Source organism: Amycolatopsis vastitatis, from assembly GCF_002234595.1.
Lineage (GTDB): Bacteria > Actinomycetota > Actinomycetes > Mycobacteriales > Pseudonocardiaceae > Amycolatopsis > Amycolatopsis vastitatis.
Window position 1 is genome coordinate 290175 of record NZ_NMUL01000009.1, and the last position, 25903, is coordinate 316077.

The 25903-nt window shown below is 71.5% G+C and carries 25 protein-coding genes and 1 pseudogene; 8 read left to right on the forward strand and 18 right to left on the reverse strand.

Annotated elements, in window-relative coordinates:
• The first annotated feature begins 48 nt into the window (after positions 1 to 48).
• Positions 49 to 738 carry a GNAT family N-acetyltransferase gene (locus CF165_RS51730; RefSeq protein WP_167441425.1) on the forward strand — a complete coding sequence of 230 codons (690 nt, stop codon included), beginning with the start codon at positions 49 to 51 and terminating at the stop codon, positions 736 to 738.
• On the opposite strand, the gene CF165_RS12460 is transcribed toward CF165_RS51730, so the two are convergent.
• Complete coding sequence (locus CF165_RS12460; RefSeq protein WP_093947633.1) at positions 735 to 1160, reverse strand: hypothetical protein; 426 nt, start codon at positions 1158 to 1160, stop codon at positions 735 to 737. The two genes, CF165_RS51730 and CF165_RS12460, sit on opposite strands and share 4 nt — an antisense overlap.
• 88 nt (positions 1161 to 1248) lie before the next feature.
• Entirely contained in the window at positions 1249 to 2127 is an 879-nt protein-coding gene (locus tag CF165_RS12465; RefSeq protein WP_093947634.1) for a LysR family transcriptional regulator, read from the reverse strand.
• A gap of 120 nt (positions 2128 to 2247) precedes the next feature.
• Here CF165_RS12465 and CF165_RS12470 point away from each other — a divergent pair, with 120 nt between their 5' ends.
• A complete protein-coding gene (locus CF165_RS12470) occupies positions 2248 to 3642 on the forward strand; it encodes an MFS transporter (RefSeq protein WP_240521549.1) in 1395 nt (464 codons plus the stop codon).
• A complete protein-coding gene (locus CF165_RS12475) occupies positions 3639 to 3995 on the forward strand; it encodes a hypothetical protein (RefSeq protein WP_093947636.1) in 357 nt (118 codons plus the stop codon). The genes CF165_RS12470 and CF165_RS12475 overlap by 4 nt, the downstream gene beginning before the upstream one ends.
• 96 nt (positions 3996 to 4091) lie before the next feature.
• Here the strand turns inward: CF165_RS12475 and CF165_RS12480 are convergent, their stop codons facing one another.
• The 5 genes from CF165_RS12480 to CF165_RS12500 form a co-directional block, all read right to left on the reverse strand.
• Complete coding sequence (locus tag CF165_RS12480) at positions 4092 to 5363, reverse strand: sensor histidine kinase (protein ID WP_093947637.1); 1272 nt, start codon at positions 5361 to 5363, stop codon at positions 4092 to 4094.
• 105 nt (positions 5364 to 5468) lie between these two features.
• The gene (locus tag CF165_RS12485; RefSeq protein ID WP_093947638.1) at positions 5469 to 6899 is read right to left on the reverse strand and encodes a carboxylesterase/lipase family protein; all 1431 of its coding nucleotides are present in this window, start codon (positions 6897 to 6899) and stop codon (positions 5469 to 5471) included.
• Between the two features lie 165 nt (positions 6900 to 7064).
• Entirely contained in the window at positions 7065 to 9236 is a 2172-nt protein-coding gene (locus CF165_RS12490) for a xanthine dehydrogenase family protein molybdopterin-binding subunit (RefSeq protein WP_093947639.1), read from the reverse strand.
• On the reverse strand, positions 9233 to 10195 hold the full coding sequence (locus CF165_RS12495) for an FAD binding domain-containing protein (protein WP_093947640.1): 963 nt from the start codon (positions 10193 to 10195) through the stop codon (positions 9233 to 9235). The genes CF165_RS12490 and CF165_RS12495 overlap by 4 nt, the downstream gene beginning before the upstream one ends.
• Positions 10182 to 10634: a (2Fe-2S)-binding protein gene (locus CF165_RS12500; RefSeq protein WP_093947641.1), complete on the reverse strand. Its 453-nt coding sequence runs from the start codon at positions 10632 to 10634 to the stop codon at positions 10182 to 10184. The genes CF165_RS12495 and CF165_RS12500 overlap by 14 nt, the downstream gene beginning before the upstream one ends.
• A gap of 183 nt (positions 10635 to 10817) precedes the next feature.
• Between CF165_RS12500 and CF165_RS12505 the strand changes: the two genes are divergently transcribed.
• On the forward strand, positions 10818 to 11393 hold the full coding sequence (locus CF165_RS12505; protein ID WP_093947642.1) for a TetR/AcrR family transcriptional regulator: 576 nt from the start codon (positions 10818 to 10820) through the stop codon (positions 11391 to 11393).
• A 172-nt stretch (positions 11394 to 11565) separates the two neighbouring features.
• Positions 11566 to 12858 carry an FAD-dependent oxidoreductase gene (locus CF165_RS12510; protein WP_276209726.1) on the forward strand — a complete coding sequence of 431 codons (1293 nt, stop codon included), beginning with the start codon at positions 11566 to 11568 and terminating at the stop codon, positions 12856 to 12858.
• Here CF165_RS12510 and CF165_RS12515 read toward each other — a convergent pair.
• Together CF165_RS12515 and CF165_RS12520 are read right to left on the reverse strand one after the other, a co-directional pair.
• Entirely contained in the window at positions 12823 to 14316 is a 1494-nt protein-coding gene (locus CF165_RS12515; RefSeq protein ID WP_093947679.1) for a CoA-acylating methylmalonate-semialdehyde dehydrogenase, read from the reverse strand. The genes CF165_RS12510 and CF165_RS12515 overlap by 36 nt on opposite strands.
• A 41-nt stretch (positions 14317 to 14357) precedes the next feature.
• The gene (locus tag CF165_RS12520; protein ID WP_093947644.1) at positions 14358 to 15227 is read right to left on the reverse strand and encodes a Cgl0159 family (beta/alpha)8-fold protein; all 870 of its coding nucleotides are present in this window, start codon (positions 15225 to 15227) and stop codon (positions 14358 to 14360) included.
• Between the two features lie 133 nt (positions 15228 to 15360).
• On the opposite strand from CF165_RS12520, the gene CF165_RS12525 reads away from it, so the two are divergent.
• Entirely contained in the window at positions 15361 to 16137 is a 777-nt protein-coding gene (locus CF165_RS12525) for a GntR family transcriptional regulator (protein ID WP_093947645.1), read from the forward strand.
• On the opposite strand, the gene CF165_RS12530 is transcribed toward CF165_RS12525, so the two are convergent.
• The 5 genes from CF165_RS12530 to CF165_RS12555 form a co-directional block, all read right to left on the reverse strand.
• On the reverse strand, positions 16131 to 16352 hold the full coding sequence (locus CF165_RS12530; RefSeq protein ID WP_093947646.1) for a hypothetical protein: 222 nt from the start codon (positions 16350 to 16352) through the stop codon (positions 16131 to 16133). The genes CF165_RS12525 and CF165_RS12530 overlap by 7 nt on opposite strands.
• Positions 16337 to 16912, reverse strand: coding sequence for a hypothetical protein (locus CF165_RS12535; RefSeq protein WP_093947647.1), 576 nt, complete (start codon positions 16910 to 16912; stop codon positions 16337 to 16339). Before CF165_RS12535 ends, CF165_RS12530 begins: the two co-directional genes overlap by 16 nt.
• Before the next feature lie 13 nt (positions 16913 to 16925).
• Complete coding sequence (locus tag CF165_RS12540) at positions 16926 to 18065, reverse strand: zinc-dependent alcohol dehydrogenase (RefSeq protein ID WP_240521552.1); 1140 nt, start codon at positions 18063 to 18065, stop codon at positions 16926 to 16928.
• A gap of 55 nt (positions 18066 to 18120) precedes the next feature.
• Positions 18121 to 18831 carry an alpha/beta fold hydrolase gene (locus CF165_RS12545; protein WP_093947649.1) on the reverse strand — a complete coding sequence of 237 codons (711 nt, stop codon included), beginning with the start codon at positions 18829 to 18831 and terminating at the stop codon, positions 18121 to 18123.
• Positions 18832 to 19043: 212 nt separating this feature from the next.
• On the reverse strand, positions 19044 to 19481 hold the full coding sequence (locus CF165_RS12555; protein WP_093947650.1) for an Hsp20/alpha crystallin family protein: 438 nt from the start codon (positions 19479 to 19481) through the stop codon (positions 19044 to 19046).
• Between the two features lie 176 nt (positions 19482 to 19657).
• On the opposite strand from CF165_RS12555, the gene CF165_RS12560 reads away from it, so the two are divergent.
• Positions 19658 to 20500, forward strand: a complete 843-nt coding sequence (locus CF165_RS12560; RefSeq protein ID WP_093947651.1) for an SDR family oxidoreductase — start codon at positions 19658 to 19660, stop codon at positions 20498 to 20500.
• Positions 20501 to 20550: 50 nt separating this feature from the next.
• Here CF165_RS12560 and CF165_RS12565 read toward each other — a convergent pair whose 3' ends face one another.
• Complete coding sequence (locus tag CF165_RS12565; RefSeq protein WP_093947652.1) at positions 20551 to 20793, reverse strand: hypothetical protein; 243 nt, start codon at positions 20791 to 20793, stop codon at positions 20551 to 20553.
• Positions 20774 to 22546, reverse strand: coding sequence for an aa3-type cytochrome oxidase subunit I (ctaD, locus tag CF165_RS12570; protein WP_093947653.1), 1773 nt, complete (start codon positions 22544 to 22546; stop codon positions 20774 to 20776). The genes CF165_RS12565 and ctaD overlap by 20 nt, the downstream gene beginning before the upstream one ends.
• A 167-nt stretch (positions 22547 to 22713) precedes the next feature.
• Here ctaD and CF165_RS12575 point away from each other — a divergent pair, with 167 nt between their 5' ends.
• Positions 22714 to 23190 carry a DUF4383 domain-containing protein gene (locus CF165_RS12575; RefSeq protein ID WP_093947654.1) on the forward strand — a complete coding sequence of 159 codons (477 nt, stop codon included), beginning with the start codon at positions 22714 to 22716 and terminating at the stop codon, positions 23188 to 23190.
• A gap of 82 nt (positions 23191 to 23272) precedes the next feature.
• On the opposite strand, the gene glgX is transcribed toward CF165_RS12575, so the two are convergent.
• Together glgX and CF165_RS12585 are read right to left on the reverse strand one after the other, a co-directional pair.
• Positions 23273 to 25456, reverse strand: a complete 2184-nt coding sequence (glgX, locus tag CF165_RS12580) for a glycogen debranching protein GlgX (protein ID WP_093947655.1) — start codon at positions 25454 to 25456, stop codon at positions 23273 to 23275.
• 140 nt (positions 25457 to 25596) lie between these two features.
• Positions 25597 to 25903, reverse strand: a pseudogene (locus CF165_RS12585) (manganese catalase); the annotation flags it as partial.

Consider the following 25903-nt stretch of genomic DNA (forward strand, 5'->3'; position numbering starts at 1 on the left):
ATGTGGGAGTGGCGGCGGCCACTCGACCGGTGTCGGCATGCTGGAGCCGTGGCTTCTCCGCTGGACAACCCGACCTGGGCCTCGCTGACCGGCCCGCACGCGCACTTCGCGGAACGGCAGGGGCGCGTGCTGCGCTACCCGGAGGACGTCGCGCCGTTCCTGGCCCTGCCCGACGATCCGGGTGAGCAGGACTGGCTCGACGTCGCCGCTCTCGCCGGGCCGGGCGCGACCGTCGTGATCGCCGCCGTCACCGCGCGGCCGCCGTCCGGCTGGGAGGTGCTCGACGAGATCTCCGGCGTGCAGCTGGTGGACGACGGCGTCGCGGCCGCACCCGACCCGGAAGCGGTGCGGCTCGGGCCCGCGGACGTGCCGGAGATGCTGGACCTCGTCGAACGGACGCAGCCGGGCCCGTTCCGGAAGCGGACCGTCGAGCTCGGCACCTACCTCGGCATCCGCCGCGGCGGCGCGCTCGTCGCGATGGCAGGCGAACGGCTGCACCCGCCGGGCTACACGGAGATCAGCGCGGTCTGCACGGACCCGGCCCACCGCGGGCAGGGGCTCGCGACGCGGCTCGTCCTCGCGGTGGCGGCGGGCATCCGCGAGCGCGGCGAGACGCCGATGATGCACGCGGCGGCGGCGAACACCTCCGCGATCCGCCTGTATCTCTCGTTGGGGTTCGCCCTGCGGCAGCGGCCGGACTTCGTGGCGGTGCGCGTGCCGCACGCGGTCGCGGTCTAGGCACCGGTCGACGACCCGGGCCGGACGATCATCAGCACCGTCACCACCGCCCACAGCAGGTTGAACACGCCGGTCAGCATGGCCAGCCGGCCAAGAGTGTCCGAAGTGGACTCTTCGGCCAGCAGCCGCTTCTGGCGCGGCAGGACCAGCAGCGCGAGCACCGCGGCCGCGACCGCCGTCAGGCCGATCGACACGAGCAGCCACGGGTCGCCCATGACGTGCATCGTGCCCGCCACGCCGAAGCCGAACACCGGAACCGCGATGGCCGCGTAGGCGTACACACGGCAGATCCGGTGGAGCAGGGTCGCCGACTTGACGTCGCCCCGGCGGACCGCGGCGGGGAACATGCTGGCCGCGACCGCGACCGGGCCCACGGCGAGGATCGCCGCCAGGACGTGGACCGAAAGGAGGATTTTCGACACCCGCCGAAGCTATCGATCTTCCCGGGCGCCGGGGAGTGGCCGGAACGCCAGGAACCGCCGGAATCCGGCCAGTCGACCGTGCGCGCGGTCAGGCCTGAGTGAGCGCGTAGAGCAGGGGGCGAAGCTCGCTGACGCCGGGGTGATCTTCGCGCCAGATGAGGCGCAGCCGCAGGGGTGGTGCCTGGACATCGACGGCTTCCAGGCGGCCGGAATCCAGATCGGCCCGCACGGCGAACTCGGGCAGCAGGGCGACCCCGCGACCGGTGGCGACCCATTCGCGGACCTGCGCCAGGCCGCCGACGGCGGTGAGGCCGACATCGGGACCGAGCCATCGCCGGGTGGCCATCCAGAAGGAACACCGCGGTTCCCGGCCGACCAGGCCTCCGCTGCGCTGGATCTCCGCCATGGTCACCGGGCGCCCGAGAAGGGGATGATCCGGCGGGGCGACGACCGTCATGGCGACTTCGCGCGCGTCCAGGTGCTCCAGGTCCGAAGCCGGGTCGGAGAAGCCGAGGCCGCCGATGTGCTCACCGGCGTCGAGGAGCACGGCCACGTCGATTTCGCCGTGGCCGAGCGCGGCAAGGAGCCGATCGCGGTCGGGGTCGGGGCGTAGCTGGACCTGGAGTTCCGGACGCGCTTGCCGGAGCTCGTCCAGGACGGACGGCAGCAGCTCGCCGGCGATCGATGCCTGCGCTCCGACAACGAGGCCTGGCCCGGCCCGGAGCTGTCCGGCGGCATCGTCGAGCGCTTCCAGCGCCGCGGCCGCGGTGAGGAGATAGGCGCGGCCGGCCGCGGTCGGGTGCATGCCGGCGCGGTCGCGGAGGAACAACGGTGCCCCGAGTTCGGCCTCGAGGCGGCGTACTCGATCGGAGATCGAGGACGCCGCGAGGCCTTGGGCCGCCGCCGTCTTGTTGACCGTCCGATGCCGCAGCAACGCGATGGCGGTTCTGAGCTGGTCCAGGTCCACGCACCCACCCTAAGCAGGTGTTCGGATATTCCGAATACCGGTGCGGCCGCACCGGTCGAACCGGGCCCGGTGAAGACGCACCATTGCGGACCGTCCGTCCTCACTGGATCAAGGAGTTTCATGTCCGCGACAGCGCCTCCCGATGCACAACGGAACCGAATCCAGCCGGCGACCCGGCTGGTGGGGATCTCGCTGGCCTATTTCATGGTGCTGCTGGACACGACCGTCCTGGCCGTGGCCGAACCCAGCATCATGACCTCCCTCCACACGGGCGTCGTCGGCGTCGGCTGGACCACCACCGTCTACACGATGGCGCTGGCCTCCGCCCTGGTGTTCGCGGGCAGCCTCGCCGACCGCCTGGGTGCCTACCGGGTCTTCCTCGCCGGGGTGATCGGTTTCGGCGCGGCCTCACTGGCGTGCGCGTTCGCGCCCACCATCGCGCTCCTGCTCGTCTTCCGAGCCGTGCTCGGCCTCTTCGCCGCCGCGATCATCCCGAGTTCGCTGGCCTTGATCGCCGGTCTGTATCCGGAGCCCGGAGCCCGCGGACGTGCCATCAGTGCCTGGGCGGCCATCAGCGGGGTGGCCATGGCCGCGGGCCCGGTCCTCGGCGGATGGCTCATCGCCGTCGACGGCTGGCGTGCCGTCTTCGTCATCAACCTCCCGATCGCGCTGGTGGTTCTTCTCCTGTGCCGGACCCCGATCGCGATCACGCGGCGAGCCCGCACGCTCTCGTGGCTTCCCCATCTCGGGCTCGCGGCGACGCTGGCCGTCGCCACCTTCGCCGTCACCCAGGCAGGCCAGCAACGCTGGGCACCGGCTGTTCTGGGTGGACTCGTCGCCCTCGGGCTCGGGTACGGCACCACGCTGATCGACCGGGCGTCGCCCGCGCCGATCGTCCCGGCGGCGTTGCGGCGTAACGGGGCCGTGTGGCGGGCGTTCGGGTGGGGCGCGGTGGTCAACTACGCGCTGACCACCGTGATCTTCTCGATCCCGCTCGTGCTTCACACGACCGCGGCCGGAGCGGGCGCGTCGCTGCTGCCGATGACACTGGTGGTCGCGCTGAATCCGCTGATCACCGGCCGGCTCGTCGGGGCCTACGGGCCGTTGCGGCCCATCCGGATGGGCTTCGTCGCGTTCCCGGCCGGGCTGGCCCTCATCGCCGTCGCGACGACGGTTCACGGCCAGCCGTTCGTGCTGGGCCTCGGGCTGCTGCTGTGTGGCCTCGGAGTCTCCTGGACCCTGCCCGCGCTGGTCGGGTTCGCGGTCAGCCAAGCCGACCCGGCCGCGGCCGGGTCGGTCGGCGGCCTCCTCAACGCCACCCGTCAGGTCGGCGCCACGATCGCGGCCGCGGTGTCCAGCGTGACCGTGAGCCACCACGCCGGCGACTCAGGAGCTGCTCCATTCCTGATCGCGGCGATCGTCTGCACGCTCGGGCTCGTCACTGCCGTGGTGCCGATGTCGATTCCGGCGTCCCCGGTTCGACGTAAGGGTGAGAGCGAAAGGGGACCACGATGACCGCCACGACCAGCACGCCGAACCGGGTCCGGAGCCTGCCGGTCCTGCTCGCCACCGAGGACGACGCCGAAGACATGGGCCTGCTCGCGCCCGACGACCGCCTGACCTGCCACGTGCACGGCCGGTGGATCCACCAGTGCGTGGCCTCGCCTGCCCACGTCAGCCCGGTGACCCGGCACCGCTGGTGCCGCGGCTGCCGGAGCGAGCTGGCCGTCGCGGTCGACGAGCTGTCCCTGGCCGTGTCGATGACCTGCCCGCGCTGCGGGCGCGGCGGCAGCGCGGCGACCACCCGGCTCACCGCGGCGTGCCGGGCGAGCCTGGCCGCCGAGCGCGCCGCCCGCCGTGCCGCCTGAGCCGGGCCCAGCGTGGGACCGCGGTGTCTTGAACGACTCGTTCAAGACGTCCGACGACAGGAACGAGTCGTTCAAGACGTTCGACGAATCCCGGACCTAGCCCGGCACCCACATCGTGACGCGGGTGCCGCGGCCCGGCTGCGAGTCCACGGTGCCGCGCCCGCCGACCTCGGCCAGCCGCGCCACGATCGACTGGCTGATGCCGAAGCCCGGCGGCCGGTCGCGGACGTCGAAACCCTGGCCCTGGTCCCGGGCCACGACCGCGATCCCGCCGTCGCGCTCCTCCACGCGCAGGACGACCTGGTTCGTCCCGGAGTGTTTCACGGCGTTGCGCAACGCTTCCCGGACCGCCTCGACCAGCGCGGTACGCCGGTCCTGCGACACCTTGCGGTCGTCGGCGAAGTCGGCGGCGACGAGCTGCGTGCGCAGGCCGTCGCGCGCCATTTCGGTGGCGACGTCGGCGAGTTCGACGGCGAACCCGCGCGTCGACCCGTTGGGCACCGGCTCGGTGATCCGCTGGCGCAGCTCGGCCGCCTGCGCCCTGGCGACCGAGCGCAGTTCCGACAGCCGGGCGGCGGCCTGGGCGTCGTCGCCGGGTGCCGCGATGGCCAGCGCTTCGAGTGTCTGCAGCACGCTGTCGTGCATGATGCGCCGGGTCCGGCGGCGTTCGGCCTCGCGTCCGCGCCGGAGCCCGATGTCCACCGCGAACCGCGTGCCGACACCGAGCAGGATGAGGATCGCCACGGCGATCACGATCGCCACGGCCAGCGCGACCAGGCAGCCGATCGACCGCGTCAGCGCGAGCTGGTGGCTCAGCGGGAGACCGCCGGCCAGCGTCAGCGCCGCGCGGAGCGGGACGGCCGCCGCGAACAGCCACAGCGCCGCGGGCAGGCCGCACGTGCCCGCCCACATGGCGACCCCGCTGACCAGCCAGGTCCAGGACACGTCGACGGCGAAGGGCTGCACGGACGCCGGCGCCGTCGCCGCCACGGCGAAGTTGAGCACCACACCGACCGCCAAGTCCAGGGCGAGGGCCCGGCCGGTGACGCGGGCCCGCAACCCGCCGGCGCGCAGCACCCAGACCGTCGCGGCGGTGTTGGCCACGACGGCGAACAGGGTCGCCCCCAGCACCGGGCCGAGACCGAGGCCGCCGTTCGCCGCGGTGAAGCCGATGAAGACCTTCACGAACGCCGCGATCCGGTACGCCAGCGGCACGACGACCCAGTAGCGCGAAGCGCGGGCGAGCGTCGCGTCCCCGACGGCGGCGAGGTTGCCGTCGTCGGCTTCGGCGGGTTCCGCGGGTGTGCCGCTGCGCAGCAGCGTGCGGACTAAGGCGCGTGGCGGAGCGGGAGAGCCCGCCTCGGGCATCGGTGGTCCCCATTCATCGGACGTCCGGGCGCACCGAGCGTGGCAGCGCGGCGGGGCGCTCGTCAACCGTCCCGGCCAGGAGCCAGCCCGGTGGAGCAAAGGGGATCAGTAGGCGTGGAACATCGTGTCTTCGCCCTTGTACTCCGCCCAGCCCGGCGAGCCCGTGGCGGCGAAGCGGTACCAGGCGCCGTTGAGGTCTCCGGCCAGCTCGGCCGGCGGGTTTTCGCCGAGCAGGCCGCGTGGTCCGGACAACGCGTCCAGCGCGTCGAACACGAACGGCAGTTCCAGCCCGTGGCACGCGCCCAGCCTGCCTTCCAGCAGCGGCGAGCCCCACTCGAACTCGTAGCGGAACGTCCGGCCGGTGTGGTGCTCGGCGAGGTCGCGCACGCCGTCGCGGAAGACCAGGTCGGTCAGCGCTTCGACGAGAACCTCGCCCGCCGAGCGGCCGGCGCCGAGGCCGTAGGCGTACAGCACGCCGGCCGGGTCCGGGTGCGACACCGCCAGCGACGCCACGGCCTGGTCGTCGGTGACGGCTTCGAGCGCGCCGGTCGGCACGAGGTAGAGCCGCATCTCCTCGCTGCAGCTGCCGGCGATCAGGTCGACGTCACCGCCCGCGCCCGCCCGGATCGCCTTGCCCGGGTGCTGCGGCAGGACGTCGTCGCCGACCATCGGCAGGAACGGGCTCAGCCCGTACCCGCGGTCGTAGCCCAGCGCGTCGCGCAGGTCGGGCGCGCCACCCGGGCGCAGGACGGCGTCCTGCGCGTCGAGCAGCTGCTCGGTCGACACCTTCCGGAACGCCTCGGCGGTCGGCTCGACCTTCAGCTCGTCGGCGACCACCTTGGCCAGCCGCCGTGCCTGGACGCCGTCGCGCACCATGTCCGGATGTCCACTTTGGACGATCGCGCGGTGGAAGAGCCCCGGTGACAGCGGCGAACCGAGCAGGCAGGCGACGCTCACGGCCCCGGACGCTGCCCCGAAGAGGGTCACGTTCGCCGGGTCGCCGCCGAACCCGGCGATGTTGTCCCGGACCCAGCGCAGCGCGGCGAGCTGGTCGCGCAGCCCGACGTTGGTGGTGCCGCCGTCGAGGGGCAGGAAGCCGTCGACGCCGAGCCGGTACTGCACGGTCACCAGCACCGCGCCCGCGCGGGCGAACGCCGTGCCGTCGTAGGCCGCCGCCGATCCGGTGCCGCCGAGGAACGCGCCGCCGTGCACGAAGACCAGCACCGGCAGCGAAGCGGCGCCCGGCTGCGGGGTCCAGACGTCCACGGTCAGGTATTCCGGCCCCGGCCGCCAGCCGGTCCCGGCGAGCGGGGTCAGGTCGAGCCCGGGCACGTCGTGACGGCGTTGCGGTGCGGTCGGCCCGGGTCTCCGCGTATCGCGGACCCCCTCCCACGGCGGGGCGGGGACGGGTTCGGCGAAGCGGAGCTCACCTTCGGGCGCCGCGGCGTACGGGATGCCGCGGAAGCGCACCACGCCGGCGGGGGTGACCTGACCGCGCACCGCGCCGGAGGTGGTGGGGACGACGGGGTCGGTCATGCGGGTGGCCCTTTCGTGGAAGACCTGGGGGAGTGCCCGCCAGCCTAGGACCGCGAGGGTCCGCCGTCATGACCCGATCGCCCTCACGTTGTCGCGGATGGGTAACGGCCGTGAGCGGGGAACGACCTGTCCGGCCACCCTGTTCCCCGCTCACGACCTCGCCGCTTACTCCGCCAGGAGGTCCTCGATGGTGATCGGGATGTGCCGGACCCGGACGCCGGTGGCGTTGTACACGGCGTTGGCCACCGCCGCCGCCACGCCGACCGTGCCGATCTCGCCGAGGCCCCGCGCGCCGACCGCGTTGTGCAGGGTGTCCGGGTACTCGACGAAGTGGACATCGACCTCCGGGATGTCCGCGTTGACCGGGATCAGGTAGCTCGCGAAATCGCCGTTGGCCAGCCGTCCGTTCGCTTCGATCTCCAGGCCCTCGTGCAGCGCGGCCGACACGCCCCAGATCATGCCGCCCATGAGCTGGCTGCGGGCGGCCTGGTCGTTGATGATCCGGCCGGCGTCGAACACGCCGAGCATCCGCGACACCCGGGCCTCACGCGTCCACTTGTGCACGCGGACCTCGACGAACTGGGCACCCCACGAGCTGAACGAGTGCTTGGTCAGCTCCTCGCCCGGTGCCGAAGACCCGGTGACTTCGAGCGTCTCGCGGCCCAGCGTGCGCAGCAGCTCGCCGAACGTCATGGTCTCGCCGTCGGCGAAGAGGCGGCCGTCGGCGTAGGTGACTTCGCGGCCTTCGAACGGCGCGCCGGCGTCCGACGCGAGCGCCACCAGCTCGTCGATCGCCTTCGTCGCGGCGAGCATGATCGCCGTGCCCGCGCTCGCCGTCGCCGTCGAGCCGCCGGACAGCCCGCCCGGCGGCAGGGCCGAGTCGCCGAGCTTCGGCGTGATCCGGTCCGCCGGGATGTCCAGCGACTCCGCGCCGACCAGCGAGAGCACGGTCAGCAGACCGGTGCCCGGGTCCGCGCCGCTGGTCGCGACGACGGCGGTGTCGTCCGCGTTCAGCGTGATGCCGACCGTCGCCGGGAACCGCAGGGCGGGGAACATCGCGGTGGCCACACCCATGCCGACCAGCCAGTCGCCGTCGGTGCGCGTGCCCGGCGGGCGGTGCGCCCAGCCGAACCGCTGCGCCCCGACGCGGAAGCACTCGTCGAGGTGCTTGCTCGCCCACTGCAGGTCCTTGCCCGGCGGGGCGATGGAGTTGTTCTTGATCCGCAGCTCGACCGGGTCCATGCCGAGCGCGACGGCGAGCTCGTCCATCGCGCTTTCCAGCGCGAACGAGCCGGGTGCCTCGCCGGGGGCCCGCATGAACGTGGTCGGCGGGACGTTCAGCGGCACGATCTTCTGGCTGATCGCCAGGTTCCGCGTGGCGTACCACTCGCGCGAGGTGCCGTGCGACGTCGGCTCGACGAACGAGCCGGCGGCGTCGGTGCTGCACCACGAGTCGTGGCGGAGCGCGACGAGCGAGCCGTCCCGCTCCGCGCCGAGCGTCATCTTCTGGACGGTCGCGGCCCGGCCGGCGGTCGCGGTGAAGACCTGTTCGCGGGCGAGCGCGGCCTTCACCGGGCGGCCGAGGTCCCGGGCCGCCGCCGCGGCCAGGAACAACGGCGTCGACACCATCGCCTTGCCGCCGAACGCGCCGCCGACGAACGGGTTCACCGCGTGGACGGCTTCGGTCGGCAGGTCCAGGGCCATGGCCAGGTACTCCGCCTGCAGGTTCGAGGCCTGGTTCCCGCTGTAGACGGTCAGCTCGCCGTCGTCCCACACCGCGACCGCGGAATGTGGTTCCATCGCGGCGTGGTTCTGGGTCGCGGTCGAGTAGGTCGCTTCGACGACCACCGGGCTCGCGGCCAGCGCGTCTTCGAAGGTCTCGACGCCGTCTTCGAGGACTTCCAGCGTCGGGGGAGCGCCGTCGCGGGCCGGCGGCGCGTCTTCGGCGTCCGCCAGGCCTTCGGCCAGCGACGTCCGGGCCGGGAGCGGGCGGTAGGCGATCGTCACGAGCGCCGCCGCGTCGCGGGCCTGTTCGAAGGTCTCCGCTACCACGAAGCCGATCGGCTGGCCGTAGTAGGTGACTTCCTTGTCCTGCAACGGAACCCACGCCTCGCCGAACATCGTGGTCGGCGTGCGCAGGGCCAGGGGGTCGAACGGCGAGTACACGCCGAGCACGCCGGGCGCTTCCCGCGCCGCGGCGAAGTCCATGGCTTCGATCTCGCCGTGGGCGATCGTGCTGAGCACGACGTAGCCGTAGACCATGCCGGGGAAGTTGTGGTCGGCGCCGTACTTCGCCTGGCCGGTGACCTTCAGCGGCGCATCCAGCCGGGTGATCATCGGGAGCTCCCCTCGGTCAGTTCGAGCAGGGCGCGGACGATGGTCCGCTTGAGCAGCGGCACCTTGAACCCGTTGCCGGACAAGGGCTCGGCGCCGTCCGCCGCGACGGCCGCGGCTTCTTCGAAGGCGGCCTGGGTCGCCGGGGCACCCCGCAGGGCCGCTTCGACACCCGCCAGCCGCCACGGCACCGTCCCGACGCCGCCGGCCGCGACCCGCGCGTCCGCGACGATTCCGTCCCGGACGTCCAGCGCGACGGCCGCGGAACACAGCGCGAACTCGTAGGACTGCCGGTCGCGCACCTTGACGTAGGTGGAGTTCGCCGCCCAGTCCAGCCGGGGGACGAACACCTCGGTGATCAGCTCGCCGGGCCGCAGGTCGTTTTCCAGGGCGGGGGTGTCACCCGGCAGGTGGTAGAACTCGCCGAGCGCGACCTCGCGGGTGCCGGCGGCGTCCGCCAGCCGCAGCCGGGCGTCGAGCGCGACCAGGGCGACGGCGACGTCACTGGCGTGCGTGGCCACGCACGAGCCGCTGGTGCCGAGGATCGCGTGCATCCGGTTGGCACCTTCGATCGCGGAGCAGCCACTGCCGGGCACGCGCTTGTTGCACGGCATCGCGACGTCGCGGAAGTACGAGCAACGCGTGCGCTGCAGCAGGTTGCCGCCGATGCTGGCCATGTTCCGCAGCTGCTGGGACGCGCTCAGCAGCAGGGCGCGCGAAATCGCCGGATAGACGCCGGCGTGGGCGGCGATGTCGCTCATCCGCTCCAGCGCGCCGATGCGCAGGCCGTCGGTGGTGTCGATGCCGCGCAGCGGGACCGCGTTGATGTCGAGGACGTGCTCCGGCGTCAGGACGTCGAGCTTCATGAGGTCGACCAGCGTCGTGCCGCCGGCGAGGAACGTGCCGGGCGTCGCGAGGGCCGCTTCGACGGTGGTGGGCGCGGTCAGCTCAAAGGGTCGCATCGGCCCGCCTCGCCTGCTCGACGGCCTTGACGATGTTCGGGTAGGCCGAGCACCGGCAGAGGTTGCCGGACATGAACTCCCGGACGTCGTCGACGTCCTGCTCGACGGCGGCGACCGCCGACATGATCTGCCCGGCGGTGCAGAACCCGCACTGCAGGGCGTCCTGGTCGACGAACGCCTGCTGCACCGGGTGCAGACCGTCCTCAGTGGACAGTCCTTCGACGGTGGTCACCGGCTGCTTGACGGTGGCGGCCAGGGTGAGGCACGACAGCACGGGCCGTCCGCCGACGTGCACGGTGCAGGCGCCGCACTGCCCGCGGTCGCAGCCCTTCTTCGGGCCGGTCACGTCGAGGCGCTCCCGCAGCGCGTCCAGGAGGGTCACGCCCGGATCGACGTCCAGGTGTTCGGTGGTGCCATTGACTTCGAGTGAGATCTCCACTGGTCTCTTTCCGTGGATCGGTCGAGCCTCGTGTGGTGGGAACGGGCGTACCGGATAGTCATCCGCTTCACCCCGGTCGCGAGGCTAGCGGATTACAATCCGCTCCGCAACGAAGTGTTCGAGCTGGAGTCGCTCCAGGTCTGGGCTAGATTCGGCGGGGCCGCACAAGCACCGGGAGGCACGATGACGACGGGATCGGTCAGTCCCCGCCGCGCGGACACCCGGCGCAACCACGAGCGCATCCTCGCCGCGGCCGCGACGTCGCTGGCCGAAACGGGCGAGGTCTCGTTCAACGCGATCGCGAAGCAGGCCGAGGTCGGCGTCGGCACGGTCTACCGGCACTTCCCGACCCCGGAGGCGCTGATCCTGGCGGTCTACCGGCGCGAGGTCCGGCACATCGTGGACGTCGTGCCGGCGCTGCTGGAAAAGCATCCCCCGGACAAAGCGGTCCGGGTGTGGGTGACGGACCACCTCGCGCACTACATGATGACGAAGAAGGGGCTGGCCGACGCGCTGCGGACCGCGACGGCGTCCCGGGGTGAGCTGCCGGGCGACGCCTTCGAGGACATGCTCGGCGCGGTGGCGACGATGCTCGAAGCCAACGTGGCGGCCGGCACGGTCCGGCCGGGCCTGACACCGGTGCTGGTCATGCAGGCGTTCGGCGGCCTGCTGTGGCTCGATCCGAACGGGGACTGGCGGCGGGACGCGGCGAGCCTCGCCGATCTGCTCTGGTACGGGATGGCCGCGCAGCCCCGGTGAACGGTGGTTGCGGGCAACCCGGTGTCGATGCCCCTGCTCGCCGCCGTTAGTGCGGCAAAGCTGCCCTGAATACTCTCGTTCGCGCGACGTTCTCCAGGCTGCCGTCACCTCGGGTGTAGAAGGTGGTGAGTGGGCATCGGCTTGCCCCTGATCGAGGGGGAACGGGGGCACGGTGGAGCGGACGACGTGTTGCGTCGTGGGAGGCGGCCCGGCGGGCATGGTGCTGGGGTTGCTGCTCGCGCGGGCCGGAGTCGAGGTCACGGTGCTCGAGAAGCACGAGGACTTCCTGCACGACTTCCGCGGCGACACCGTGCATCCGGCGACCCTGCAGCTGCTCGACGAGCTGGGACTGGGCGAGCGGTTCGCGCGGCTGCCCCAGACGCGGATCACCGACGTGGTCCTGCCGGACGGAGCCGGCGGGGTCCGGCGGATCGGTGATTTCGGTGCGCTGCGCAGGTGGGGAGTGCGGCATCCGTATGTGGCGATCGTTCCGCAGTGGGACCTGCTGGATCTGCTGGCCGGCGCGGCGAGGGCGGAACCGGCGTTCCGGCTCGAGATGGGGACCGCGGCGACCTCGCTCATCCACGAGCGCGGCCGGGTCGCCGGCGTCCGCTACCGCACGAACGGGCCCGGCGGCGACGAGGTCGAAGGCGAGATCCGGGCCGACCTCACGGTGGCGTGCAACGGCCGGAATTCGGTCCTGCCCGCGGCGGCCGGGCTGGGCGTGACCGAGTTCGACGTTCCGTTCGACACCTGGTGGTTCCGGCTCTCGCGTCGTGACGGCGAGCAGGTCGGCCAGCTGACCCGGCGGCCGGGCCGGGGACGGTTCGCGATCGTCATTCCCCGGGAGGGCTACTTCCAGATCGGGTACGTCGCCCGCAAGGGCACCGACAGCCGGCTGCGTGCCCGCGGCGTCGACGCGTTCCGGCGCGACGTGGCCGAACTCCTCCCCGAGTACGCCGACCGAGTCGGCGAGCTGGTCTCGATGGACGACGTCAAACTTCTCGACGTCCGGCTCAACCGGCTGCACCGGTGGCATGTCGAGGGCTTGCTGTGCATCGGGGACGCCGCGCACGCCATGTCGCCGGTCGGGGGTGTGGGCATCAACCTCGCCGTCCAGGACGCGGTCGCGACCGCGACCCTGCTGGCCGGGCGGCTCCAGCGGGGTGCGGTGAGCGGGGCCGACCTCGCCCGGATCCGGCGGCGCCGGCTGCCGTCGCTGCTTCTGGTGCAGGCCCTCCAACGGATCATGCACGCCGACCTGGCCGGCCCCCTCGTGTCCGGGAGGCAGGCCGGTCCGGCGGGCCGGCTCATGACTGCGGCACAGTGGTTGCCTTTCCTGCGGACGGTGGCGGTGTATCTCGTCGGCGTGGGGTTGCGTCCGGAGCGAGCACCGGCTTCCGCCCGGCGGCACGGCACGCCCGCGGCTTCAGCTGGACGTGGGAAAGGTGAACGCCGCCGCTGAGGCGCTCGTGTGGGGCCAGCGGGTGGTGACGACCTTGGCGCGGGTGTAGAAGCGGACGCCGGCGGGGCCGTGGATGGGGCTATCGCCGATGAGGGAGTCCTTCCAGCCGCCGAAGGAGTAGTACGACATCGGCACCGGGATCGGGACGTTGACGCCGATCATGCCGACCTTGACTTCGCGCTGGAACTTGCGGGCCGCTTCGCCGCTGCCGGTGAAGATCGCGGTGCCGTTGCCGTAGGGGTTGGCGTTGATGACGGCGATGGCTTCGTCGAGCGTCCGGGCGCGGACGATCGCCAGTACCGGGCCGAAGATTTCTTCGCGGTAGGCGTCCATGTCCGGGGTGACGTCGTCCAGCAGGGACGGGCCGACGAAGAAGCCTGCCTCGTGGCCTTCGACCTTGAGGTCGCGGCCGTCGACGACGACTGTCGCGCCTTGTTCGGCGCCGCGGGTGACGGAGTGCACCACGCGTTCGCGGGCGGCTTCGGTGACGACCGGGCCCATGTCGCTGGCCGGGTCGGTGCCGGGGCCGACCTTCACCTCGCGGGCCTTGCGTTCGAGGATCTCCACCAGTTCGTCGCCGGCCGAGCCGACGGCGACGCCGACGGAGATGGCCATGCACCGCTGGCCGGCGGAGCCGAACGCGGCGGCGGTGAGGTGGTCGGCGGCGTATTCGAGGTCGGCGTCGGGCAGGACGACGGCGTGGTTCTTCGCGCCGCCGAGGGCCTGGACGCGTTTGCCGCCCGCGGTGCCGCGCTCGTGCACGTACTTGGCGATGGGGGTGGAGCCGACGAACGACACCGCGGCGATGCCGGGGTGGTCGAGGATCGCGTCGACCGCGGTCTTGTCGCCGTGGACGACGTTGAAGACGCCGTCGGGCAGTCCGGCTTCGGTGTAGAGCCGGGCGACGAAGTTCGAGACCGAGGGGTCGCGCTCGCTGGGCTTGAGGATGAAGGTGTTGCCGGTGGCGATGGCGATCGGATGCATCCACAGCGGCACCATGATCGGGAAGTTGAACGGGGTGATCCCCGCGACGACGCCGAGGGGCTGGTGGAAGTCGTGCACGTCGACGTCGCGGGAGACCTGGTCGGAGAAGCTGCCCTTGAGCGCGTCGGCGATGCCGCACGCGTACTCGACGACTTCGCGGCCGCGGACGATTTCGCCGCGGGCGTCCTCGATCACCTTGCCGTGCTCGGCGGAGATGATCCGGGCGAGTTCGTCTTCGTGCCGCACGAGCAGCTCGCGGAAGGCGAACATCACCTTGGTGCGCTGGGACAGCGAGGAGTTGCCCCACGACTCGAAGGCCTTGCCCGCGGCCGCGACCGCGGTGTCCACATCGGACTCCTCCGCCAGCAGGACCCGGGCCTGCTCGCGGCCGGTGGCCGGGTCGTGGACGGGGGCCGTGCGGCTCGAGCCCGCGGGTGTGGCGGTGCCGTTGATCCAATGCTCGATGGTGTTCACGGTGTTCCTCCGGGTCGTGGCGCTGGTGCGGTGGTGCGGGTTCACAGCAGCCCCACCGCGGTGTCGACGGCCTTGGCGACGTCTCCGTCGTGCGGGTAGAGCAGCGAACGCCCTACGACGAGGCCTTGCACTGTCGGCTGGGTGAGGGCGCGTTGCCAGGCGGCGAAGGCCGCGTCCGGGTCCTTGACCTCGCCACCGAGCAGGACAGCAGGCAAGGTCGACGACGCCAGCACCCGCTCCATGTCGTCCACCACCGGCAGTTTCAGCCAGGTGTAGGCCGAGGAGCGGCCGAGCGCGGCGGCGATCGTGATCGACTTGATGACGGCGTCGGGGGAGAGGTCGTTCTTGAGGCGCCCGCCGGCCCAGGTCGACAGGAACGGCTCCACCATCGCGATCAGCTTGCGGTCGGCCAGCTCGTTGACCGCCTTGGCGGTGTTCTCCAGGACGCCCGGGCTGGCCGGGTCGTCCAGGCAGATCCGCGTCAGCGTCTTGCCGCCGTCGAAGCGCATCCGCTCGATCGCTTCCGCGTCGTAGCAGGCGAAGCGGTCGTCGATCTCGAAGCTCGACCCGGCCAGCCCGGTGCGGTTCATGGACCCGATCACGGTCTTGCCGTCCAGGACGCCGAGCAGCAGCAGGTCGTCGATGACGTCCGCGGTCGCCAGGACGCCGGTGACGCCGGGGCGTTCGAGGGCGAGGCACAGCCGCTCCAGCAGCTCGCCGCGGTCGGCCATCGCCGACGGATTGCCGCCCACCGCGTTCGCGCCGCGGGCGGGGTGATCCGCCGCGATGATCATCGTCCGGCCCTTGTCGTTGAAGGGCGACTTGGCCCGCACCCGGTTCGCGGCCGCCTCGGCGATCGCTTCCGGGGCGTGCACGCGTCGGGCGACGAGGCGCCGCAGCACGTCGGTCACAGTTCCGCTCCCTGTCTTCGGAGCACGCCCTTCGTGTCCCTGTCGTCGACGATTCCAGCGGTCGGAGACTTTGTCAAGACATATGGACAACAGGTCATCCCTACAGGGGACACGGACGCGGTAGGCTTCGCGGATGAGCACGCCGGACCTCAACTTCCCGGCCTGGGACGCGGGCCGGGAGATCATCGTGGACCCGGGCAGCCCGGAGCCGCTGTACTTCCAGGTGTCCCGGCAGCTGCACGCGGCGATCGAGGACGGCAGGCTGCCGGCGGGGGCGCGGCTGGGCAACGAGATCGACCTCGCCGCGAGCCTGCGCCTGTCGCGGCCGACGATCCGCCAGGCGATCCAGACCCTGGTCAACCAGGGCCTGCTCGTGCGGCGGCGCGGGGTCGGCACACAGGTGGTCCGCACGAAGGTGGCCCGGCCGCTGCGGCTGAGCAGCCTCTTCGACGACCTCGCCGGGCTGGGCGGCAAGCCGGCGTCGGCGGTGCTGGTCAACCAGGTCGAAGAAGCCGGCGCCGAAGTGGCCGAGCTGCTGGAGGCACCCGGGCTGACGCACGTGCGGCGGCTGAAGCGGCTCCGCTCGACCGACGGCGAGCCGCTCGCCCTGATGAACAACTACCTGCCCGACGGCGTCATCGACCCGGCCGACGACGAGCTGCGCGAGCGGGGGCTCTACCAGCTCCTGCGCTCGGCGGGGGTGCGGCTGCACGCGGCCGAGCAGAACATCGGCGCGCGGCTCGCGACCGAAGAGGACGCGGAACTGCTCCACGAGGAGCCGGGGGCGGCGTTGCTCACCATGCAGCGCACGACCTACGACGACACCGGCCGGGTGGTCGAATACGGGTGGCACGTGTACCGGGCGTCCCGGTACACGTTCAACCTTTCGCTGACCAACGGGCCTCAGTGAGCGACGACCGGGGCCGGTGAAGACCCCCGGGTTTCGCGGACACCGGGGAGCCCGCCCGCCGGCGTGGTCACCCGGCCGTCCACGGCGACCCCGTGCGCCTTCCCCGGACTGCCCGCGTGCCGGTCGGAGGGCGGCGAGCAGGCCGCGACGGCGAAGGCGAGGAGCCCGGCGGTCACCGCTGCGACCCGGCGGACCCCGGTCAGCGGCGGCGCCACCGCAGGACCTTCCGGGCCGCCGCATACGCGAGCCCCGCCGCCAGCACCCACGGGCCCGCGATGATGACCGGGTCCGCCAGGTGGTGCTTGACGTCCGCCCGGTTCTTGCCCACCCGCGAGGAAAAGCCGTGCCGGGTGAACTCGCTCAGCACGCCGGTCTCGGTGACCGGGTTGTCCGGGCGGAGCGTGGCGAACGAGCGCAGGTGGCTCTCCCAGGCGTCCACCCGGTCGGCGGCCAGCAGGAGCAGCCAGTGCGCGGCCCGCCCTTCGCTGTACTTCCGGTAGGAAAACCGGCGCAGCGCACCGGAAAGCCCCTTCGGCGGGCACGACGTCCCGAAGACCGGGGTCAGGAACTCGTGCTCGATCGAGCGTTCCCGCGGCCATTTCTCCGGCTGCCGCTCGGGGAACTCCCAGTGGGCGCCGCTCTTGTCCTCCTGCCACCGCAGCTTCGGCACCGACGGCCGGTCCTTCGGGTCCAGGTCCGCGCCCCAGCCCGGGATCCGGGCGCGGAGGCTGTCGCTCGATTCGGCGATCGGCGGCCGTTCCGACGTGTACGTCATGGTCGTCCCTTCCTCAGCCGGCGTCCGGCACGATCAGCGGCTTGATGCAGCCGTCCAGCTTGGCGGAGAAGATGTGGTAGCCCTCGGCGATGTGCTCCAGGGGGATGCGGTGGGTGACGATGTCGCTCGGCTTGAGGTAGCCGTTGCGGATGTGCTCGAACAGCCGCGGCCACTGCCGCTTCACCGGGCACTGGTTCATCCGCAGCGTGAGGCCCTTGTTCATCGCGTCGCCGAACTTGACGGCGCTGAACATCGGGCCGTAGGCGCCCATCACCGAAACCGTGCCACCCTTGCGGACGGCGTCGATGCACCAGTTGAGCGCCACCGGCGAGCCGCCCTGCAGCTTCAGCTTGGCCGAGGTGACGTGCTGGGTGAGGTTGCCGTCGGCCTCCGCGCCCACCGCGTCGATCGCGACGTCGGCGCCGAGGTATCCGGTGAGCTTCTTCAGGTGCACGACGATGTCGTCGTATTCGGTGAAGTTGTACGTCTCGGCGTGGGCGAAGGTCCGCGCCTTCTCCAGGCGGTTCTCCAGGTGGTCGATGACGATCACCCGGCCCGCGCCCATCAGCCACGCCGATTTCGCCGCGAACAGGCCCACCGGTCCGGCGCCGAACACCACGACGACGTCGCCTTCCACGATTTCGCCCAGCTGCGCGCCGAAGTAGCCGGTGGCGAGCGCGTCGGTGAGCAGGACGGCGTCTTCTTCGGCCAGCCAGTCCGGGATCACGGCCGGCCCCACGTCGGCGAACGGCACCCGGACGAACTCGGCCTGGCCGCCGTCGTAGCCGCCGCAGGTGTGCGAGTAGCCGTAGATCCCGCCGACCGCGGTGGCGTTCGGGTTGACGTTGTGGCAGTTGGAATACAGCCCGCGGGCGCAGAACCAGCACGTGCCGCAGAAGACGTTGAAGGGCACCATGACGCGGTCGCCGCGCTTCAGGTTCCGCACCCCCGAGCCGACTTCTTCGACCACGCCGACGAATTCGTGCCCGAACGTCGTGCCGACGCGCGTGTCCGGCATCATCCCGTGGTACAGGTGCAGGTCCGAACCGCAGATCGCGGCCAGCGTCACCCGGACGATCGCGTCCCCGGGGTGTTCGATCGCGGGGACGTCCTTCTCTTCGACGCGGATCTTGTACGGGCCGCGGTACACCATCGCACGCACAGCGCCTCCTTCCGACGGGCCGTCGGCATACCCGTGGCCACCGCGGCTAACCCTCGGCGAACTCCGTGATCAACGCCGACGTCGAGCCGCCGGACCGCGCCGGGAACGTGTGCGCGCCGGGAACGGTGACGAACGCGCCGCGCGACGCGGCGGCGAGGGACCGCGCCCATGGTTCGGGGCTCAGCGTGTCCCGCCGGCCGCGCACGACCAGGACCGGGCACCGCAGCAGCGGCATCGCCCGTTCCGGTTCGTCCCGCTGGGCCGAGCGGATCATCCGCATCAACCGCCGGGGCCCGGCGCGCAGGTAGTGCGGGACGGTGCCGGGTAGCGCCGAGGGCGACTCGTGGACCAGGTCGGCCAAGAATGCCGCGGACAGGCGGTCCAGGCGGCGCAGCTCGGGCGGGAAGGTCGGCCCGGCCAGCACGAGCGCTCGGACGAGGTCCGGTCGCCGCGCCGCGACGGCGATGGCGGCCTGCGCAGCCGTCGAATGTCCGAAGAGGACAGTGGGCCGGTCCAGCCACGCGGTGACCGCGCCGGCGATCGCGTCGATCTCCGGGGCGCAGGCGAGTGGACCCGGCCCGCCGAAGCCGGGGACGTCGAGCAGATGGCTCCGCGTGGCCGCGGCGCACCCGTGCAGTGTGTCGACGAGGTAGCCCGGCGCGCCGAGGCCCGGCAGCAGCACGACCGGGGGACGGTCCGGGCGTTCGGCGCCGGCGGACAGCGCTCGCACGCGACCGGACGTCTTCAGGGTGTCCATGCTGCGGGATACCCGGGACCGGCGGTGACACACCGCTGTCCGGCACGAGCGCGGGACCGCGGTGACGGTGCGCCGCGGTAGGGGTCAGGCGGCCGCGTGGACCGCCCGGGTCACCAGGATCGCCTCCTGGCGGGTGGTGCCGAGGTCGGCGGCCGCGGCGAAGATGGTCTCCGCCGCGGCCCGGGCCGGGTCGTTCATGTCCGGCGTTCCCGTCAGGCCTTGATCTCCTTCCGGTCGGACTGGGCGCCGCTGATCTCGATGCGCCGCGGCTTGGCCTTCTCGGCGACCGGGATGCGCAGCGTCAGCACGCCGGCCTCGTAGTCGGCGGCGATGTGGTCGGTGTCGAGGGTCTCGCCGAGGAACAGCTGCCGGGAGAAGACACCGAGCGGGCGTTCGCAGACCTGCATCTGCACGTCGTCACCGCCCGGGAGCGGACGGCGTTCGGCCTTGACGGTCAGCACGTTGCGTTCGATGTCCAGCTCGATGGCGTCCGGGGCGACGCCGGGCAGGTCGAAGCAGACCACGAACTCGTCGCCGGCGCGGTAGGCGTCCATGGGCATCGCGGCCGGCTTGGACCAGGTTCCGGGCGTGCCGAAGACCTGCTGGGTGAGGCGGTCCAGCTCACGGAACGGGTCGGTGCGCATCAACATCGGTTTCCTCCTCCTTCGGTTCGGTTCGTGTCAACACGCACCTCTTTTCTAGCATGTCATCCAAACGATGACAAGAACGAAGTCGTCAAAAAGATGACATCTTCCGATGACGTGTGGACCGGGACCCGGCGGGTAACTCGGGGAACGGAGATCCCCCCGCACCCGAGGAGCGACCCGTGTCCGAGCAGCCCGCCCAGCAGCAGACCCCGCCCGGGACGACCGCCGCGATGACCCCGCGGCCCGACCACGGCGAGCACACCTACCGCGGCTCCGGCAAGCTGACCGGCAAGGCGGCGCTCATCACCGGGGCCGACAGCGGGATCGGCCGCGCCGTGGCGATCGCGTACGCCCGGGAAGGCGCCGACGTGCTCATCTCCTACCTCGACGAGCACGAGGACGCCGAAGAGACGCGCCGCTGGGTGGAGGAAGCCGGGCGCAAGGCCGTCGTCGTGCCCGGTGACGTCGCCGACCCGGCGCACTGCCGGGCCCTGGTCGCCCGCGCGGTCGAGGAGTTCGGCCGGCTCGACGTGCTGGTGAACAACGCCGCCTTCCAGATGAGCCACGACTCGCTCGAGGAGATCCCCGACGAGGAGTGGGACCGCACGCTCGCCATCAACCTCAGCGCGTTCTTCCACCTCGCCAAGGCCGCGGTGCCGCACATGAAGCCCGGGGCGTCGATCATCGGCAGCTCGTCGGTGAACTCCGACAGCCCGACGCCGCAGCTGCTGCCCTACGACGTCACGAAGGCGGGCATCGCGAACATGACGGCGGCACTGGCGCAGATGCTGGGACCGAAGGGGATCCGGGCCAACAGCGTTGCGCCGGGCCCGATCTGGACGCCGCTGATCCCGTCCACCATGCCGGAAGACCAGGTGAAGTCCTTCGGCGAGCAGGTGCCGCTGGGCCGCGCCGGCCAGCCGGCCGAACTCGCGCCGGTGTACGTGCTGCTGGCTTCCGACGACGGCAGTTACGTGTCGGGCGCCCGCGTCGCGGTGACCGGGGGCGCGCCGATCCTCTGAGCGGATCCGCAAGCGGAAAGCCGCCGGGACGCCCGGCGGCCTTCCGCTGTTCAGCCGCCGCGTTCGAGGTGCAGGCAGACGGCGAGGTTGACGGCGACGCATCCCGCGAACAACCACGGCAGCGCCAGGAAGATCCCGGCGGCCACCAGCGCCAGCGCGACGGCGTCCAGGCCGAGGCACAGCACCAGCGGTACCCGGGGCCCGGTCGGCCGCAGCCTCCGCTCGAGCCCGCGCAGCCGCCGCCGTTCCCGCGCGCTCAGCGGCGGGCCGGGGTCAGCGGCCGCGGGGATCATCGCTTTCGCCCTGCTCGTCGGGCTGGGTCGCGGCGGCCGCCAGCTCGGCCGGGTCCGCCGCGTTCCGGGGGTGCCCGCGGGTGACGTGGGCTTCTTCGCGCATCCGTTCCACCATGTGCGGGTAGTGCAGCTCGAACGCGGGGCGTTCGGAGCGGATGCGGGGCAGTTCGAGGAAGTTGTGCCGCGGTGGCGGGCTGGTGGTGGCCCACTCGAGCGAGTTGCCGAAGCCCCAGGGATCGTCCACGTCGATGGGGTCGCCGTAGCGGTAGCTCTTGAAGACGTTCCAGATGAACGGCAGCACGGACAGCCCCAGCAGGAACGCGCCGATCGTGGAAACCGTGTGCATCCAGGTGAAGCCATCGCTCGACAGGTAGTCGGCGTAGCGGCGCGGCATGCCCGCGTCCCCGAGCCAGTGCTGGATGAGGAATGTCGTGTGGAAGCCGATGAAGGTCGTCCAGAAGTGCCACTTCGCCAGCCTCTCGTCGAGCATCCGGCCGGTGATCTTGGGGAACCAGAAGTAGATGCCGGCGAAGGTCGCGAAGACGATCGTGCCGAAGAGCACGTAGTGGAAGTGCGCGACGACGAAGTAGCTGTCGTGGACGTGGAAGTCCAGCGGTGGCGAGGCGAGGATGATCCCGGTGAGGCCGCCGAGCAGGAAGGTGACGAGGAAGCCGACCGACCACAGCATCGGCGACTCGAACGTCAGCTGCCCCTTCCACATCGTGCCGATCCAGTTGAAGAACTTGATCCCGGTCGGCACCGCGATCAGGAACGTCATGATCGAGAAGAACGGCAGCAGGACGGCGCCGGTGGCGAACATGTGGTGCGCCCACACCACCGCCGACAGCCCGGTGATCCCGATCGTCGCGAACACCATGAGCTTGTAGCCGAACAACGGCTTGCGGCTGAACACCGGCACGATCTCGGTGACGATCCCGAAGTACGGCAGCGCGACCACGTAGACCTCGGGATGGCCGAAGAACCAGAACAGGTGCTGCCACAGGATCGCGCCGCCGTTCTCGGGGTCGAACACGTGCGCGCCGAGGTGCCGGTCGGCCAGGAGCGCGAACAGCGCCGCGGTGAGGATCGGGAACGCCAGCAGGATCAGGATCGACGTGAACAGGATGTTCCAGGTGAAGATCGGCATCCGCCACATGAGCATCCCGGGGCAGCGCAGGCACACCACGGTCGTGATCATGTTGACCGCGCCGAGGATGGTGCCGAGACCGGTGACGATCAGCCCCGAGATCCACAGGTCTCCGCCGACGCCGGGGGAGTGGATGGCGTTGGACAGTGGCGTGTAGGCGGTCCAGCCGAAGTCGGGCGGCCCGCCGGGGGTGGCGTAGGCGGAGAGGACGATCGTGCCGCCGAACAGGTACAGCCAGTAGGAGAACGCGTTGAGCCGGGGGAACGCCACGTCCGGTGAGCCGATCTGCAGCGGCAGGACGAAGTTGGCGAACCCGAACAGGTTCGGCGTGGCGTAGAGCAGCAGCATGATCGTGCCGTGCATGGTGAACAGCTGGTTGTACTGCTCCGGCGAGAGGAACTGCAGGCCCGGCCGGGCCAGCTCGCCCCGCATCAGCAGCGCGGTCAGGCCGCCGATCAGGAAGAACCCGAACGACGTCGTCAGGTACAGCACACCGATCGTCTTGTGGTCGGTGGTGCGGATGGTCTTGAGGATCGTCGCGCCGCGCTTCTCCCGCCACACGGGCCGGTGGGGGATCGGAGCCGGGCGCAGAGAGGTTTCGGTCATCGGGCTCCCACCTGGTGCCGCCGGGGCTGGTCGCGCCGCGCGTACCCGGCCCGGTCGCCGATACACGCGGCGAACGGGGTTCCGGACGCCGTGCTTAGGCGCGTGGCGCCCGGGTATGACGTCCGGACCAGCGCCGGCCACCGGCCGGACCATGGAAAGGAACTGCCATGTCGACCCCCACCCACACCCGCACGAGAACACCCGTGCAGGTCGCCGCCCTGGCCGTCGCGGCCGTATTCCTGCTGGTCGGCGTGCTCGGCTTCATCCCGGGCGTCACCACGCACTACGACCAGCTGAGCTTCGCCGGCCACGACTCGATGGCCATGCTGCTGGGCCTGTTCATGGTTTCGGTCCTGCACAACATCGTCCACCTGCTGTTCGGCGTCGCCGGGATCGCCTCGGCCCGCACCGCGCGCGGCGCGAAGCTGTTCCTGATCGCCGGGGGTGCCGTCTACCTGGTGCTCTGGCTGTACGGGCTGCTCGTCGACCACGGCAGTGACGCGAACTTCGTGCCCGTCAACACCGCGGACGACTGGCTGCACCTCGTCCTCGGCGTCGGCATGATCGCCCTCGGCCTGCTGACCGGCCGCGCGGGCCGCACCACGCGGGGGCCGCAGGCCGCCACGGGACCCGGGCTGGGCTGACCACCACGCGAGCCGCGTACCTGGAGGGTCGGTTCACGAGCCGACCCTCCCGGTACGCGAACCGACCGCGCGGGTACGCGAGTTACCCCTCCTGGTCCTTGGTGCGCAGCAGCACCGCGAGGGAACGGGCGCCGACCACGAGGGTGCTGTTGCCCGCCACCGTGCGGGGCGTCGCGAGCTGGTCGCCGGCCACGCCGCCGACCAGGACGCCGCCCACGGACCGGTGGAACGCCTCGCCCGTCGTCGTGTCGAGGACGATCGCCCACTCTTCGCCGTATTCGCCGCCGGGGACGGTCATGGTGATGTCGTCTTCGTGGGCGTTGAAGCACAGCAGGAACGAGTCGTCCAGGACGCGGTCGCCGCGGGCGTCCACGTCGGGGATGGCCGCGCCGTTGAGGAAGACCATGATGCTGCGGCCGAAACCCGCCTCCCAGTCGTGGTCGGTCATCTCCTCGCCGGCCGGGGTGAACCACGCGATGTCGCGCAGCTCGTCGCCCCGGCGGATCGGGCGGCCGGCGAAGAACCGCCGGCGGCGGAACACCGGGTGCTGACGGCGGAGGTCGACGACCGCGGCGGTGAACTCGAACAGCTCGCGGTTGCGCTCGAGCAGCGACCAGTCCACCCAGGACAGTTCGTTGTCCTGGCAGTAGGCGTTGTTGTTGCCCTGCTGGGTGCGGCCGAACTCGTCGCCGTGCAGGAGCATCGGCACCCCCTGCGACAGCAGGAGCGTGGCGACCAGGTTGCGGCGCTGGCGGGCCCGCAGGTCGAGCACCTTCTCGTCCTCGGTCGGCCCTTCCGCACCGCAGTTCCACGACCGGTTGTCGCCGGCGCCGTCCCGGTTGTCCTCGCCGTTGGCTTCGTTGTGCTTTTCGTTGTAGGACACCAGGTCGGCGAGTGTGAAGCCGTCGTGCGCGGTGACGAAGTTGATCGACGCGAACGGGCGGCGCCCGTCATTCTGGTAGAGGTCCGACGAGCCGGTGATGCGGGAGGCGAACTCGCCCAGCGTCGAGGGCTCGCCGCGCCAGAAGTCCCGGACGGTGTCCCGGTAGCGGCCGTTCCACTCCGTCCACAGCGGCGGGAAGTTCCCGACCTGGTAGCCACCGGGCCCGACGTCCCACGGCTCGGCGATCAGCTTCACCTGGCTCACCACCGGGTCCTGCTGCACGAGGTCGAAGAAGGTGGCCAGGCGGTCGACGTCGTAGAACTCGCGGGCGAGCGTGGCGGCGAGGTCGAAGCGGAAGCCGTCGACGTGCATTTCGGTGACCCAGTACCGCAGCGAGTCCATGATGAGCTGCAGGGTGTGCGGGTCACGCACGTTCAGCGAGTTGCCCGTGCCGGTGTAGTCCATGTAGTACCGGGGGTCGTCTTCGACCAGCCGGTAGTAGGCCCGGTTGTCGATGCCGCGCATCGACAGCGTCGGCCCGAGGTGGTTGCCCTCGGCGGTGTGGTTGTAGACGACGTCGAGGATCACTTCGATCCCCGCGTCGTGCAGGGTTCGCACCATCGCCTTGAACTCGTGGACCTCGCTGCCCGGCGTCGCGGGCAGGACCGAAGCGGCGTAGCCGTTGTGCGGCGCGAAGTAGGCGATGGTGTTGTAGCCCCAGTAGTTGGCGAGGCCGCGCTCGGTCAGGGCGTGGTCGTGCAGGAACTGGTGGACCGGCATCAGCTCGACGGCCGTGACCCCGAGGGTCTTCAGGTAGTCGATCATCACCGGGTGGGCCAGCCCCGAGTAGGTGCCCCGCAGCTCCTCCGGGACGCCCGCGTGGAGCTTCGTCAGCCCGCGCACGTGGGCTTCGTAGATGACCGTTTCGTTGTACGGCACGTTCGGGGGCCGGTCGTTGGCCCAGTCGAAGTACGGGTTGACGACGACCGCGCGGACGGTGTGCGCCGCGGAGTCGGCGTCGTTGCGCTCGCCGGGCCGGCCGAAGCGGTAGCCGAAGACCGACTCGTCCCAGTCCACCCGGCCGGTGACCGCCTTGGCGTACGGGTCGAGCAGCAGCTTGGCGGGGTTGCAGCGCAGCCCGCGGGCGGGGTCGTGCGGCCCGTGGACCCGGAAGCCGTACTCCTGGCCGGGGCCGACGCCGGTCAGGTAGCCGTGGTGGACGAAGCCGTCGACCTCCGGCAGCCGGGTCCGGGTCTCCGTCCCGTCCGGGGCGAACAGGCAGAGTTCGACGTGGTCGGCGACCTCGGAGAAAACCGCGAAGTTGGTGCCGACGCCGTCGTAGTCGGCGCCGAGCGGGTAGGGGGAACCGGGCCAGGGCTGCACTGGGCCTCCACAGAGCAAAGGGAACTCCTGGTCGGATACCCGGACGGCGGGCCTCGAACCCGTGATCGGCCTCTCCTCACCCGGACGGCCCCGGCGCGGGGCCGTCGCGCACGACGGTCCCGCGTCCGGTCCGGCCGGGGTCAGGTCAGCTTGTTCTTGACCTCCTTGGCTTTGCCCTTGGCCGTGCCCTTGGCGTCCTGCAGCGGCGCGTAGGTGCCGAACAGGGCCGGGTCGGGTTTCGGGGCGGTGCCGGGACCGCCGAGGGGTTCGGGGTCCATGAGGTACTCGAGGCCGGCGTCGGTGGTCCAGCTGCTGCCTTTGGCGCCGTCGGGGCCGTCGGAGAGGTGCCAGATCGTGTGGTTGTGTTCCTGGTTTTCTTCGTCGAACAGCGCGCTCGGGGCGATGTCGCCTTCGAGGCCGTCGGCCTTGAGCTCCTCGATGGCGGCG

Bases quoted from the DNA above. Each gene is read 5' to 3' on its own strand.
- CF165_RS12470 (WP_240521549.1), top strand. From the start codon at position 2,248: ATGTCCGCGACAGCGCCTCCCGATGCACAACGGAACCGAATCCAGCCG.
- CF165_RS12475 (WP_093947636.1), top strand. From the start codon at position 3,639: ATGACCGCCACGACCAGCACGCCGAACCGGGTCCGGAGCCTGCCGGTC.
- CF165_RS12480 (WP_093947637.1), bottom strand. From the start codon at position 5,363: ATGCCCGAGGCGGGCTCTCCCGCTCCGCCACGCGCCTTAGTCCGCACG.
- CF165_RS12485 (WP_093947638.1), bottom strand. From the start codon at position 6,899: ATGACCGACCCCGTCGTCCCCACCACCTCCGGCGCGGTGCGCGGTCAG.
- CF165_RS12490 (WP_093947639.1), bottom strand. From the start codon at position 9,236: ATGATCACCCGGCTGGATGCGCCGCTGAAGGTCACCGGCCAGGCGAAG.
- CF165_RS12495 (WP_093947640.1), bottom strand. From the start codon at position 10,195: ATGCGACCCTTTGAGCTGACCGCGCCCACCACCGTCGAAGCGGCCCTC.
- CF165_RS12505 (WP_093947642.1), top strand. From the start codon at position 10,818: ATGACGACGGGATCGGTCAGTCCCCGCCGCGCGGACACCCGGCGCAAC.
- CF165_RS12525 (WP_093947645.1), top strand. From the start codon at position 15,361: ATGAGCACGCCGGACCTCAACTTCCCGGCCTGGGACGCGGGCCGGGAG.
- CF165_RS12535 (WP_093947647.1), bottom strand. From the start codon at position 16,912: ATGACGTACACGTCGGAACGGCCGCCGATCGCCGAATCGAGCGACAGC.
- CF165_RS12540 (WP_240521552.1), bottom strand. From the start codon at position 18,065: ATGGTGTACCGCGGCCCGTACAAGATCCGCGTCGAAGAGAAGGACGTC.
- CF165_RS12545 (WP_093947649.1), bottom strand. From the start codon at position 18,831: ATGGACACCCTGAAGACGTCCGGTCGCGTGCGAGCGCTGTCCGCCGGC.
- CF165_RS12555 (WP_093947650.1), bottom strand. From the start codon at position 19,481: ATGTTGATGCGCACCGACCCGTTCCGTGAGCTGGACCGCCTCACCCAG.
- CF165_RS12565 (WP_093947652.1), bottom strand. From the start codon at position 20,793: ATGATCCCCGCGGCCGCTGACCCCGGCCCGCCGCTGAGCGCGCGGGAA.
- ctaD (WP_093947653.1), bottom strand. From the start codon at position 22,546: ATGACCGAAACCTCTCTGCGCCCGGCTCCGATCCCCCACCGGCCCGTG.
- CF165_RS12575 (WP_093947654.1), top strand. From the start codon at position 22,714: ATGTCGACCCCCACCCACACCCGCACGAGAACACCCGTGCAGGTCGCC.